The sequence below is a fragment of the Streptomyces sp. RLA123 genome, from assembly GCF_056270165.1.
This window is the reverse complement of record NZ_JBWDOR010000003.1, coordinates 525625-538568: the sequence shown is the minus strand read 5'-3', so window position 1 is coordinate 538568 and position 12944 is coordinate 525625. Positions and strand designations below refer to the sequence as shown.

Below are 12944 nucleotides of genomic sequence, written 5' to 3'. Positions count from 1 at the left end.
GTCGACGCCGGCCCGCAGGCGTCACTCGCGCGACAGGACCGGGCATGGGCAATTCCGCTGCGAGCCGTCCTCCGCCCGGCGACGAGAAGGTCGCCGGCTTTGTACTCGATCGCCACGGTGTTGTCTCCGCGTGGAGCGCCGCGGCTGAGGAGCTCTTCGGCTACAGCCCGTCCGAGGTCGTCGGGCGCTCGGTGGCCGAGCTGTGGCCGGAGGCCTTCCCGCAGGGCGGAAGCGCCGAGGAGCCGGCGCGGGCGGACCCTCCCGGTCACCGTGCCGTGCTCGCCCGCAGGGACGGCCCACCCGCCGAAGTCGTCCTGCACACGTCGCGACTGCGGGAGCCCGGAGGCAGGCGGGGGGAGGGCCGCATGGTCATCGCGGTCCCCGTCGCCCCCTGCGCGGTCGCCGAGGGGCCGGCGATCCTGGAGGCGCTGTTCACACAGGCGCCCATCGGCATCGCGGTCTACGACCGGGACCTGCGCGTCGTGCGGGTCAACACCGCCTTGGAACGTATCCACGGCTTCCCCGAGGAGCAGGCCCTCGGCCGTCCGATCTCCGATCTCCTTCCGGGGCTCGACGCCACGGCCATCGAATGCAGGATCAGAAAGGTCCTGGAGACCGGACAGCCGATCGTCAACGCCGTCCACGGCGGGCGCACCCCCGCCGATCCGGACAGGGACCACGTGTGGAACGTGTCGTCCGTGGTCCTGACCGGACCGGACGGCGCTGTCCTCGGCGTCACAGACCTGATCATCGACATCACGGACCAGCACCAGACGCGCGAGCGGCTGTCGCTCATCGGCGAGGCCGCGGTCAGGATCGGAACGACACTCGACGTGCAGCGCACGTCGGAGGAGCTCGTGGACGTGCTGGTACCGCGATTCGCGGACGTCGCGGTGGTGGACCTCCTGGACAGCGTCATGGCGGGGACGGAGCCGGAGCCGGCGGGCACCGGCCCGGCGGTGGTACGTCTCGTCGCCCGGAAGGCCGGGGACCCGGGCGTCTTCGAGGGCCTTGCGGAGCCGGGCCAGTTGCGCAGCTATTCCTCCGACTCGCCTCATGTGCAAAGCCTCGCCGACGGGCAGCCGAGGCTCATTCCCCACCTCGACCTCCATTCCGCATGGCTGAGGCATTCGGACGACGAGCGGATCCGGGCCATGCACAACTACGGCATCGGCTCGTTGATCCTCGTACCCGTGCGCGCCAGGGGAACGACCCTGGGCTTCGTGCATCTGTACCGGAAGCACCCGAAGCCCTTCGAGGCGGACGACCTCGTTCTCGCCCAGGACGTCGTCGCGCGCGCCGCGGTCTGTGTGGACAACGCCCGCCGCTACACGAACGAGCACACGGCCGCCCTCACCCTCCACGCGAGCATGCTGCCCCGCAGTGTCGCGGACCAGAGCGCGGTCGAGGTGGCGCACCACTACCGGCCGTCCCGCGTGCACGCGGGAGTCGGCGGCGACTGGTTCGACGTGATCCCCCTCTCGGGGGCGCGGGTGGCCCTGGTCGTGGGCGCGGTGCCGGGTGAGGGGTTCCAGGCGGCCGCGTGCATGGGACACCTCTGCTCCGCGATCCGCACGCTGGCACAACTGGACCTCACCCCGGACGAGTTGCTCGGCCAGATCGACGAGATGGTGCCGCGTCTCCTGGAGCGCGAACACGCATCGGGATCCGCACCCGTGGTGGAGGCGTTGAAGGGGGCCACCTGCCTGTACGCCGTCTACGACCCCATCTCGCGACGCTGTGTCATGGCGAGCGCCGGTCATCCCCCGCCCGCCGTCGTCGGTCAGTCGGGGGATGTGGACTTTCCCGATCTGCCGGTCAACAATCCGCTCGGCCTGGGGGACCCGGTGTTCGAGCCACTGGACGTGGAACTCGGCGAAGGCAGCACGCTGGTGCTCTGCAGCCACGGCCTTCTGCACTGCCCGGACGAATCCGACGCTCTCGCTTCCCGGCTCGGCACGGTCATCGCCGGCCGGAGCCGTCCGCTCGACGACACGTGCGGCGTCATCGCCGACCTCATCGCCCCCCACCTCACGACGGACAACGGTCTGGCCGTTCTTCTCGCCCGGACGCGCACCCTGGATCCGGAGAAGGTGGCGACATGGACCGTGCCTCCCGTCCCGGGGGCTGTGGGCAGCATGCGCGCGCTCGCGCGACGGCAACTCGAGCAGTGGAGCCTTGAGTACCTGGCCTTCGACATGGAACTCATCGTCAGCGAGCTGATCACCAACGCCATCCGCCACGGCCATGATCCGATACGGCTCCGGCTGGTGCTCGACCGGACGCTGATCTGCGAGGTCAGCGACACGGCAAGCACCTTCCCGCACATTCGCAGGGCGGCCACCACCGACGAGGGAGGGCGCGGGCTCTTCCTCGTCGCGCAGTGCTCCCATCGCTGGGGAACCCGGTACCTGCCCGTCGGAAAGACCATCTGGGCCGAACAGGTGCTGGATCCGGTGGCGTCCTGAGGGACGGTGCCCGGGCACGCCGATGTGCCCCCCCCGGGATCGCGGGGGCCGCACATCGTGGCACACGGGCCGTGCCGGGCGCCGGGGTCACCGGGCCGGATCCGCTCGGGCGGTGGGAGACGGGGCAGAGGCCGCGGTCGCCGGCCGGCTCTGCCGCCGTCTCGACTGCGGCCATGTTCGAGGCAGTGATGGTGGGGGGTCCTCCGCAGGTTCAGGACAGCCAGTGCGGTCAGGCCGATACCGGCGGCGACGGCCCGGTCGGCGGGGCTCGAGGTGCACGGGCGCGGAGCTCTGCACCGACGACGGCGTGGCCCTGTGCTCTTTGTCAGCGGCCTCGACCCGGCCGGGGTGATCGGTAGGGGCCGGCTGAGGCCGTCCCACCGTGCGACCGACCCCGGACGCAGCCTCCGGTACCGTCCCTGGCACCCTCACGACGCGTCGAGCCGCTCATGCCGGGGGCCGTCGTCCCGCTGGACATCGAGATCTGGCCCACCTCCGTGGTGGTGCCCGCCGGCTACGGCCCCGCCCTGACCCGTCACCGGCCGGGATGTCGAGCTGCCGGAGCCGGCCGCTGGCCCCAGGTCCACGGCGTACCGATGAAGGGGGGCACGGCATCTTCCTGCGCAGCGGCCCCGAGGACCGTCCGGCCGAGGTGTTCGGCGGGACCACGACACCGCTTCCGAGCCGGACCACCCTTGTTACCTGCTGGTGCCCCTCGTACTCCGGGACCCGCGGCAGGCCGCGTGACCTGCGCGCACTACCCGTCCACCAGGCCCGAGCGCCATGCCCACAGCGCTATCTCCACGCGGTTGCGCGCGTCGAGCTTGGTCTGGATGTTCCCCAGGTGGGTCTTGACCGTGCCGAGGGACACGAAGAGCGCCGTGGCGATCTCGGCGTTCGTCATGCCGTCGGCCACCAGCCGCACCACCTCGGTCTCGCGCGATGACAGGTCCGACGAGGCGGGGGACGCGGTACGCGGCGGCTGGATGCCCCTCAGCAGCCGGACCGTGATCGCCGGACTCACCAGGGCCTCGCCGGAATGGGCCGCGCGCACCGCCTCGGTGAGCAGCACCGGACCCGAGTCCTTGAGGAGGAAACCGCAGGCACCGCTGTTGAGCGCCTCGTAGACATAGGCGTCGTCGTCGAAGGTCGTGACGACCACGACCTTGGGGGCGGCCGCGGTGCGGTTCAGTTCGCGCAGCGCCTGGAGCCCGTCCATCCGCGGCATGCGGATGTCCATGAGGACGACGTCGGGGTTGAGCAGGCGGTTCATCTCCAGGGCCTGGACGCCGTCCTTCGCCTCGCCCACCACCTCGATGTCGTCCTCGGCACCGAGGATCAGGGAGAAGCCGGTGCGGACCATGGCCTGGTCGTCGGCGAGCAGGACACGGATGGTCATCGTGCGCCTCCCGCCGGGAGACGGGCCTGGACGGTCCAGCCCTCCGGGTCCCTCGGACCGGAGGTGAAGGAGCCGCCGAGCGCCGCGGCCCGGTCGCGCAGACCGGTCAGACCGTAGCCGCCGCCCCCCGAGGAGTGGCCGGCGCGGCCGCGGCCGTCGTTGGACACCTCGACCGTCACCACGTCGGGCCAGTCGTCACGTCCCACCAGTATGTCCAGGGTCCGCACACCCTCGGCATGCCTGCGGACGTTGGTCAGGGCCTCCATCACCACCCGGTGCACGGCCGACTGGACGTCGATCGGCACGTCGTCGAATTGCCCGCCGATCCTCAGCCGCACCTGCACGTCGTCATCGGAGGTGAAGTGGTCGGCGAGGGGAGCGATGTCGGCGATCGTTCCCATCGGCGCCAGCCGGGCCTGCGAGCCGGGTTCGTGCAGCAGGGCGACCATGCGCCGGATGGCGGTCATCGCCTCGTCCCCCGCCGCCTCGATGCGCTCCAGGGCGGGCAGCACCGCCTGCGGCTGCTTGGCCGCCACGCTCTGCGCGGCCTGGGCGAGCACCACGATGCCGGTGACGTGGTGGGCCACGTAGTCGTGCAGGTCGGACGCGATGCTCGTGCGCTGCGCCAGTTGCTCGGCGATCGCCTGGCGCCGGCGGCCGGTCTGGAGCATGCGCGCCCACAGTCCGGTGGCGCCGGCGATGACACCGGCCAGCGCCATGGTGAGAGAGACCACGGGCGTGGTCCTCGAGACGGACCCCGACCCCAGCATCTGCAACGGCTGGAGCACCAGGCTCGCCAGCAGCAGCGGGACCGCGAGCGCGGCGCGGACCGGCTCCGCCCGCCAGGCGGCCAGACCGATGACCAGCAGGATGACGGTGGTCATGGTGAGCCCGAACGGCAGGGCGTCGATGGCCGCGGGATCGACAACCCTCGTCGCCGCCACCATGACCACGCCCAGCCCCAGCGCACAGGTGCCCAGCGCCCGGCCGGACAGCCGCCACGTCACCATGGCGACGGCGGCCGCCAGCAGAACGATGGGCGCGCGGACCGTTTCCGTGGTCAGGTCCACGATGCCGAGGCCCAGCAGGACCGCGAGGCCCGCCGCTCCCACCACACCGCGCACCAGCCGTTCCAGGAGGCGGTTCGTGCTGTTGTCCACGCCTTCGTCTTCCCTGCTGTCGTTCCGCGCTCCGGCTCGCCGCACGAGCGGTTGGCCCTCCGCGATCCCCTCCAGTGTCACCGACGCGCCTCAGATGTCCCTGAGACACCGATCACCTCGGGAACGGCCGCCCGGTGGCGCCCGGTCGCGGCCGGTGGGCCCTCGTCTGCGTCCGCGCTCCGGGAGGCGGCCGGGTCCGCGGACACGAGGTCGCTGCCGGCGCCGAGGACGGCCACTTCGAGGGCGGTCAGCGTGTAGACCCGGGCCGAGTTCAGCAGCCGGTGCAGGGAGAGGGACACGGGAAGCCTCCTGTGGTGGTGGACGGGGGCCCGGCCGGAGCCGGGAAGGGCTGAGTTCAGCGGCACGGTCACGCGAGGCTCCGCTCCGTGGCCGCTCCCAGGGGGCGGGAATCCGGGCGCAGTGCGCCGCGCACGAGTTCGTCCAGCAGCGCGGGATAGCTCAGGCCCTGCTGGGCGAACATCTTCGGGACCTGCGACTGCGCGGTCATGCCCGGCATGGTGTTGACCTCGTTCAGGACGGGGCCGGAGGCGGTGAGGAAGAAGTCGCACCGGGCGACTCCGCGGCAGCCAAGGGCGGTGAACACCGCCAGGGACGCCTCGACCAGCTGCTCGTGCTCATCGGCGGACAGCGGCGCGGGGATCAGGAACCGGGCCCCGCCGTCGTACTTCTGCTCGGTGTCGAAGAGCCGCCCGTCGTCCAGGACGATCTCCAGCGGCGGGCCCACGGTCAGACTGCCGTCCGCCCGCCGCAGCACGGCGAGATCCACCTCGCGCCCGACGACCAGATGCTCGACCAGGACGCGGTCGTCGAGGCGGAGCGCCTCGGCGAGTGCCGGGGCGAGCTCCGGGGCCTCCATGACGAGGGAGACCCCGTGGCTGGATCCGGCGGCGACGGGCTTCACCACGACCGGCCCGTCGAAGGCCACCTGTTCCGCGTCGTCCGCCGTGACCAGGAGGCCCGGGGCCACCGCGACGCCGACCGCCTCGGCCACCAGCTTGGTCGCCCACTTGTCCATGGCCAGCGCGCCGCCCCGGACCCCGGATCCGACATACGGCACGTCCGCCAGGTCCAGCAGCGCGGCCAGGGTGCCGTCCTCGCCGTAGGGGCCGTGGACCGCGGGGAAGGCCACATCGCAGCCGGCCAGCAGCGTGAGTGCGGCCGACAGGCTCCGCGCGGCGGTGCCGGCCAGCGGCCGCCCTTCGCCGTCCTGCCAGAGTCCGTCCCGGCCGATGGTGAGGGCGAGGACGTCGTAGACGGCGGGGTCGAGCGCGGAACGCACGGACGCGGCGGTCGCCAGGGAGACCTCGTGCTCGCAGTTGCGGCCGCCGCCGATCACCGCGACGCGGACGCGGCCGGCCTGTGACGGCGTGGTGCCGGTCATGCGGCCACCGCCTGACGGCGCACGGTGCGGTCCAGGCGTGCGCCCAGACCGGTCACGATCTCGTGCTCCAGGGCCCCGGACCACCGGGCCCATTCCCTCACGGTGGGCTCGCCGTGGTCGCCCGGACCGAAGACGGTGGCGATCTCGCCGGCCACCGGGGGCCGGTCGCCGGTGTCGACGATGACCTGATCCATGGAGATCCGGCCGGCCACGCGGCACCGGCGGCCGCCGAGGAGGACTTCGGCCCGGTCGGACGCGGCGCGGGGGAGACCGTCCGCGTACCCCACGGGCAGCAGGGCCAGATGCGTGCGCCGTGCCGCGGTCCAGGCATGGCCGTAACCGGCCGGAGCACCGGCCGGCACCGCGCGGACCGACACCACGGGTGCGGTCAGGGTGAGGGCGGGGTGCAGCCGGGTCGTTCCGGTCGGGTCGATGCCGTAGAGGCCCGCGCCGACGCGGGCGAGGTCGAACCGGGTCCGCGGGTCGGTGAGGGTCGCCGACGTGGCCGCCAGATGCCTCCGGCGGGGACGCAGCCCGGCCTCCGCGGCGGTGGAGAGCGCGGCCCGGAAGAGATCGAGGGCGCGGTCGGTGCACGGGTCGAAGGGGGTGTCCGCGCATCCGAGGTGGCTCATCACGCCCACGACATCGAGCAGGCCCTCCGCCTCCGCCGCCCGCGCCCGCCGGCACAGCTCCGGCCATGCCGCGGGCTCGGCGCCCTCGCGGCCCATCCCGGTGTCCAGTTGCAGGTGGATCCGCGCCGCTCGGCGGGTGCGGGAAGCGGCACGCACCACGGCTGCCAGATGCCCGCTCCCGGGAACGGCCAGGGAGACATCGGCCCGCAGCGCCTCGTCGAACGCGGCGTCCACGGGGTTGAGCCAGCTCAGGATCGGCACCCGGAAGCCGGCGGCGCGCAGGGCCAGCGCCTCCTCCACCGAGGTGACGCCGAGCGACGTCGCCCCTGCGCCGAGCGAGGCCGCGGCGGCCTCGCGGGCCCCGTGCCCGAAGCCGTCGGCCTTGACCACCGCCATCAGGCGGGTCGCCCGCGCGGCGAGGAACCGGGTGTTGGCGGCGATCGCCGCCGGGTCGAGCGTCAGCTCCGGACGGTCCCCGCGGGCCATCCGCCGCGGCGGCTCGGCGACGCGGACGCCGGAAGCGATCGATGGTGCGCAGTGCATGCGGCGCCTTTCCTGAGGTCTGACGAGCGGGCCCGTGCCCGAAGGGGCACTGAGGGCCGTCGGCCGTCCGGAGTGCCGAGTCCACGACATGGAGCTCATGACCAGCAGACTATGAACGCCGTGCATACCTTGGCTTCGGGCAGAAGTCGGACCTGTCAGGGGGCACTACGACTTTCGGCCGACTGCGGACGCGGCCTTTCGGTGAGCGCCGTCGATCCGGCCGCGTGCGGTGCGAGCCGGCTACCGACTGTGCGGGCCCCGGCCTCGAGCGGGGCGCGGGGGCGGCCGCGGCACGCCCCCGTCACGCCGGCAGATGCCCACCGCGCTCTCGCCGCCCATGACCTCCGCTCCCCGGATGCCGCGGGCGCCGCGATGGGCGACGGCGTCTCCCAGGGCACGGGACACCCGCGCGACGAGGGCTCGACGCCGTACCGCCCGGTCCCGACGGGCCGGCGGTGGGAGGCAGGATGACCGGTTCCAGCACGTCCGCGGGAGGCGTGGCCCGTTCCCTCGATGACGGCGCGGCCCAATGCGAGGTGGTCCGGTGCCCGGTGGAGGCGGGCCCCCCGCCTGTTCGCGGACCGCGTCCGCCACGCGGTCGCGCGGATCGGTCAGGTGACGCGGGGCGCCCCGGGCGACGCGGCCGGGGACCAGGCGTACGGCCTCGCCGCCGCGCCCGGGGGCGATGGGGCCGAGCAGGCCGAGGCGGAGGAGCGCCGTCACCAGTCAGGTCGTCGTCACCGCGGCGACGCGGGACACCCCGTCGAGCGCCCGGGGGCGGCTCGCGTCCGCGGTGTCCAGGACACCGTCGATCGCACGCTCATGGGAGGGCTTTCCCGGGCGCTCGTTGATGCGGCCGACGCTGTTGCTTCCCGGAACAGGGGCGAATCGGTCTCCCGGTGCGGCGTGCACCGTGCACCCGCACATGCCACCGGGGCCCGGGCTCTTCCGGACCGCCCGCGGTGCGCCTGTACCGCCCCACGAAGACGTGGGGCGGTACAGGCGGCGTGCGGCGAGCGAGCGCTGTCAGGCGCCGGAGTTGTCCAGCATGGCCTCGCGGTCCACGACCTTGACGCGCTCGCGCCCCTGGGGCCGGCCGAGCTGCCGCTCGTGGGCGTCCAGCCGGTGCCAGCCCTCGCGCGTCGTGTAGCGGACACCGCGCTGTTCCAGGAGGTCCACGACGGCGTCGGGATCCGGCACGGCCGCAGCGGGCAGCCGGCCCGCCGCGTGGTCCTCCAGGAGGCAGGCGACCGTCTCGTTGGCATCGCCCTTGGTGTGGCCGATCAGGCCCACCGGTCCGCGCTTGATCCACCCCGTCACGTAGACCGAGGTCATGGGCTCGTCGCCGTTGAGCACGCGCCCGGCCGCGTGCGGGACCGTCCCGGAGACCACGTCGAAGGGCAGCTTCGGCAGCTCGTCCGAGTAGTACCCCACCGCGCGGTACACGCTGCGCACGTCCCAGTCCGTGAAGCGGCCGGTACCGCGGACGTTCCCGGTGCCGTCGAGTTCGGTCCGCTCCGTCCGCAGACCGGCGACGCGGCCCTCTTCGCCGAGCACCTCCACCGGGGACTCGAAGAAGTGCAGGAACAGCTTGTGCGGCCGGTCGCCGACGTCGCGGATCGCCCAGTTCTCCAGGGTCTTGGCGACCATGTCCGTCTGCTTGCTCGCGCGGCGGGCGGCGATCGAGCCGTCGTCGTAGTCGATGTCCTCGGGGGCGACGACGACCTCGATGTTCGGGGAGTGGTCCAGTTCCCGCAGCTCCATGGGCGTGAACTTGGCCTGTGCCGGGCCGCGGCGACCGAACACGTGGATCTCCAGCGCCTTGTTGGCCTTGAGTCCGTCGTGCACGTTCGGCGGGATCTCGGTCGGCAGCAGCTCGTCCGCCGTCTTGGCAAGGATGCGGGCCACGTCCAGGGCGACGTTGCCGACGCCGAGGACTGCCACCTTCTCCGCCGTGAGCGGCCAGCCGCGCGGCGCGTCGGGGTGCCCGTCGTACCAGGAGACGAAGTCCGCGGCGCCGTGGGAATCGGTCAGGCCGATCCCGGGAATGTCCAGTGCGCGGTCGGTGCGCGCCCCCGTCGAGAAGATCACCGCGTCGTAGAGGGAGCGCAGATCGTCGAGATCGATGTCACCGGGATAGTCGACATTGCCGAACAAGCGCAATTGCGGTTTGTCGAGGATTTGGTGCAAAGCCTCGACAATGCCCTTGATACGGGGGTGGTCGGGGGCCACTCCGTAACGTATGAGGCCGAAGGGCGCGGGCATGCGCTCGAACAGGTCGATGGACACGCCCGGTTCCCGCGCGGCATCGGATTTCAGCAGCGCGTCCGCCGCATAGATTCCGGCAGGACCTGCACCAACGATGGCTATACGGATCGGACGTGACATGAAACCGGCTCCTCCCGAATTGCGGCACCGCGGAATGGGGCAATAGCGGCTCTTCCGCGGCGAGAGCGACCCTATCCGATCACTCTTCGCGTCCCGGAACCGGCTCATGGTCCTAGTGTTGCGTGTTTGAAGTAGCTTTACGTTTGCGGTTTCGGGACAATGGGGCTGTGTATCTGGCCGCTGCGTTGCAGCTCCGTGAGGGTGACCGGTCGCGCTTGGAGGCGTTGACGCGGATGTCGACGGCCCCAGCGGGGTTGGTGCAGCGGGCGCGGATCCTGCTGCTGGCGGCGGAGGGTGTGTCCAACACGGACATTGCCGCCCGGTTGGGGACTTCACGTCCGACCGTGCTGAAGTGGCGTGACCGGTACGGGGCTTCGGGAATCGCCGCGCTCGGGGACCTGCCGCGTCCAGGCCGGCCGGGAACGGTGGATGAGGTGGCGGTGCTGGTGGCGACGCTGGCCGAGAGCGGTCGGCCGCTTCTACCCGTCTGGGGGTGACGCACTGGTCGTCGCGGCTGTTGGCCGCGGAGCTGGGACTGTCGTTCTCCGCGGTGGCCAAGATCTGGCGCAAGTGGGGCCTGCAGCCGCACCGGGTGGAGACGTTCAAGTTCTCCACCGATCCCGAGCTGGAGCCGAAGATCCGTGACGTCGTCGGGCTGTATCTTGCTCCGCCGGAGAAGGCGGTCGTGGTCTGCGTGGACGAGAAAACCCAGATCCAGGCGCTGGACCGGACCGCCCCGATGCTGCCGCTTCGGCCGGGTCTGCCCGAGCGGCAGACGCACGACTACAAGCGCAACGGCACGACCTCGCTGTTCGCCGCCCTGGAGGTCGCCACCGGAAAGATCAGCGCCGATGCCTGCTTCGAGCGGCACAGCAACAAGGAGTTCCTGGCCTTCCTCAAGCAGGTCGCCAAGGCCCACCCCCGGGTGAAACTGCACGTCGTCGTCGACAACTACGCCACACACAAGCATCCCAACGTCATGGCGTGGCTGGCGAAGAACCCCCGGATCACCCTGCACTTCACCCCAACCTCCTGCTCTTGGCTGAACATGGTCGAGATCTTCTTCGGGATCATCACCCGGCAGGCCATACGGCGCGGCACCTTCGAGTCCGTCCCCGACCTCAAGGCCGCCATCCGCACCTTCATCGACGGCTACAACAGCCGCTGCAAGCCCTTCACGTGGACCAAGACCGCCGACCAGATCCTCGACAAGATCAAGCGTAAATAGACTTCAAGCACGCGACACTAGGACTCCAGCCGTAGATCATGATCTTCACGGCTGTTGGGCGGTCCGCCGCTGATACTGGGGCGCGGGCCCGGGGCAGCGTGCGTCCGTGACACGGAGAGCTCGGTCAGCCGGTGCCAACGATGTTGCGGGCCACCCGCACTTGCCAGTTCGTCATCCCGATGATGGCCCAAGGGCCGAAGAAGAAGGCCACAACCCCGGCTGCGAAGTGCAGCGCTACCGCACCAGCCGGGCTCGGACCACCCCAGGCGGGGTCGGGGTAGGGCGCCCATCCCCAGATCGGATAGGACAGGTTGCGTGCGGACACGATGAGCCAGCCCACGGCGAGGCCGAACGAGACCGAGCCGAGCACAAGGTTGACCACCATGAAGAGGAGCCCGCGTCCCAGTCGGCCGGCACCGGAGCGACGCCCGATCTCCTCACCCAGGAACAGCTGAGAGCGCAGCCGCTCGGCCACGGGTCCGATGAACGCGACGACCACCAGCATGACCAGCAGGAGCAGCACGCCGATCTGCTGCTCGCCGTGGCCTTGGGTGTACTTCATGGCATACGGAAGGACGAACAACAGCAGCGGACCGAGGGCCGCTAGTGTCGCGTGCTTGAAGTCTATTTACGCTTGATCTTGTCGAGGATCTGGTCGGCGGTCTTGGTCCACGTGAAGGGCTTGCAGCGGCTGTTGTAGCCGTCGATGAAGGTGCGGATGGCGGCCTTGAGGTCGGGGACGGACTCGAAGGTGCCGCGCCGTATGGCCTGCCGGGTGATGATCCCGAAGAAGATCTCGACCATGTTCAGCCAAGAGCAGGAGGTTGGGGTGAAGTGCAGGGTGATCCGGGGGTTCTTCGCCAGCCACGCCATGACGTTGGGATGCTTGTGTGTGGCGTAGTTGTCGACGACGACGTGCAGTTTCACCCGGGGGTGGGCCTTGGCGACCTGCTTGAGGAAGGCCAGGAACTCCTTGTTGCTGTGCCGCTCGAAGCAGGCATCGGCGCTGATCTTTCCGGTGGCGACCTCCAGGGCGGCGAACAGCGAGGTCGTGCCGTTGCGCTTGTAGTCGTGCGTCTGCCGCTCGGGCAGACCCGGCCGAAGCGGCAGCATCGGGGCGGTCCGGTCCAGCGCCTGGATCTGGGTTTTCTCGTCCACGCAGACCACGACCGCCTTCTCCGGCGGAGCAAGATACAGCCCGACGACGTCACGGATCTTCGGCTCCAGCTCGGGATCGGTGGAGAACTTGAACGTCTCCACCCGGTGCGGCTGCAGGCCCCACTTGCGCCAGATCTTGGCCACCGCGGAGAACGACAGTCCCAGCTCCGCGGCCAACAGCCGCGACGACCAGTGCGTCACCCCCAGACGGGCCGGCGGCCGACCGCTCTCGGCCAGCGTCGCCACCAGCACCGCCACCTCATCCACCGTTCCCGGCCGGCCTGGACGCGGCAGGTCCCCGAGCGCGGCGATTCCCGAAGCCCCGTACCGGTCACGCCACTTCAGCACGGTCGGACGTGAAGTCCCCAACCGGGCGGCAATGTCCGTGTTGGACACACCCTCCGCCGCCAGCAGCAGGATCCGCGCCCGCTGCACCAACCCCGCTGGGGCCGTCGACATCCGCGTCAACGCCTCCAAGCGCGACCGGTCACCCTCACGGAGCTGCAACGCAGCGGCCAGATACACAGCCCCATTGTCCCGAAACCGCAAACGTAAAGCTACTTCAA

At 71.1% G+C, this 12944-nt stretch carries 10 protein-coding genes and 1 pseudogene; 2 read left to right on the top strand and 9 right to left on the bottom strand.

Annotated elements, in window-relative coordinates; genetic code table 11:
• Positions 1–44 precede the first annotated feature (44 nt).
• The gene (locus RV983_RS02455) at positions 45–2468 is read left to right on the top strand and encodes a SpoIIE family protein phosphatase (RefSeq protein ID WP_475984087.1); all 2424 of its coding nucleotides are present in this window, start codon (positions 45–47) and stop codon (positions 2466–2468) included.
• A gap of 757 nt (positions 2469–3225) precedes the next feature.
• Here RV983_RS02455 and RV983_RS02450 read toward each other — a convergent pair.
• From RV983_RS02450 to RV983_RS02420, 7 genes are all read right to left on the bottom strand, one after another.
• On the bottom strand, positions 3226–3867 hold the full coding sequence (locus RV983_RS02450; protein WP_475984086.1) for a response regulator: 642 nt from the start codon (positions 3865–3867) through the stop codon (positions 3226–3228).
• Positions 3864–5027, bottom strand: coding sequence for a sensor histidine kinase (locus tag RV983_RS02445; RefSeq protein WP_475984085.1), 1164 nt, complete (start codon positions 5025–5027; stop codon positions 3864–3866). Before RV983_RS02445 ends, RV983_RS02450 begins: the two co-directional genes overlap by 4 nt.
• Positions 5028–5104: 77 nt before the next feature.
• On the bottom strand, positions 5105–5326 hold the full coding sequence (locus RV983_RS02440) for a hypothetical protein (protein ID WP_475984084.1): 222 nt from the start codon (positions 5324–5326) through the stop codon (positions 5105–5107).
• A 68-nt stretch (positions 5327–5394) separates the two neighbouring features.
• Positions 5395–6429: a D-alanine--D-alanine ligase family protein gene (locus tag RV983_RS02435; protein ID WP_475984083.1), complete on the bottom strand. Its 1035-nt coding sequence runs from the start codon at positions 6427–6429 to the stop codon at positions 5395–5397.
• Complete coding sequence (alr, locus tag RV983_RS02430) at positions 6426–7604, bottom strand: alanine racemase (protein ID WP_475984082.1); 1179 nt, start codon at positions 7602–7604, stop codon at positions 6426–6428. Before alr ends, RV983_RS02435 begins: the two co-directional genes overlap by 4 nt.
• A gap of 726 nt (positions 7605–8330) precedes the next feature.
• Positions 8331–8516, bottom strand: coding sequence for a hypothetical protein (locus RV983_RS02425; protein WP_475984081.1), 186 nt, complete (start codon positions 8514–8516; stop codon positions 8331–8333).
• A 114-nt stretch (positions 8517–8630) separates the two neighbouring features.
• Positions 8631–9992: an FAD-dependent oxidoreductase gene (locus RV983_RS02420; RefSeq protein WP_475984080.1), complete on the bottom strand. Its 1362-nt coding sequence runs from the start codon at positions 9990–9992 to the stop codon at positions 8631–8633.
• A 233-nt stretch (positions 9993–10225) separates the two neighbouring features.
• Here RV983_RS02420 and RV983_RS02415 point away from each other — a divergent pair.
• Positions 10226–11220, top strand: a pseudogene (locus tag RV983_RS02415) (IS630 family transposase).
• Positions 11221–11344: 124 nt separating this feature from the next.
• On the opposite strand, the gene RV983_RS02410 reads toward RV983_RS02415, so the two are convergent.
• Entirely contained in the window at positions 11345–11782 is a 438-nt protein-coding gene (locus tag RV983_RS02410) for a sensor domain-containing protein (protein ID WP_475984079.1), read from the bottom strand.
• Positions 11783–11844: 62 nt separating this feature from the next.
• The gene (locus tag RV983_RS02405; protein ID WP_475984078.1) at positions 11845–12837 is read right to left on the bottom strand and encodes an IS630 family transposase; all 993 of its coding nucleotides are present in this window, start codon (positions 12835–12837) and stop codon (positions 11845–11847) included.
• Positions 12838–12944 lie beyond the last annotated feature (107 nt).

Bases quoted from the DNA above. Each gene is read 5' to 3' on its own strand.
- RV983_RS02455 (WP_475984087.1), top strand. From the start codon at position 45: ATGGGCAATTCCGCTGCGAGCCGTCCTCCGCCCGGCGACGAGAAGGTC.
- RV983_RS02450 (WP_475984086.1), bottom strand. From the start codon at position 3,867: ATGACCATCCGTGTCCTGCTCGCCGACGACCAGGCCATGGTCCGCACC.
- RV983_RS02435 (WP_475984083.1), bottom strand. From the start codon at position 6,429: ATGACCGGCACCACGCCGTCACAGGCCGGCCGCGTCCGCGTCGCGGTG.
- alr (WP_475984082.1), bottom strand. From the start codon at position 7,604: ATGCACTGCGCACCATCGATCGCTTCCGGCGTCCGCGTCGCCGAGCCG.
- RV983_RS02420 (WP_475984080.1), bottom strand. From the start codon at position 9,992: ATGTCACGTCCGATCCGTATAGCCATCGTTGGTGCAGGTCCTGCCGGA.
- RV983_RS02410 (WP_475984079.1), bottom strand. From the start codon at position 11,782: ATGAAGTACACCCAAGGCCACGGCGAGCAGCAGATCGGCGTGCTGCTC.
- RV983_RS02405 (WP_475984078.1), bottom strand. From the start codon at position 12,837: ATGTCGACGGCCCCAGCGGGGTTGGTGCAGCGGGCGCGGATCCTGCTG.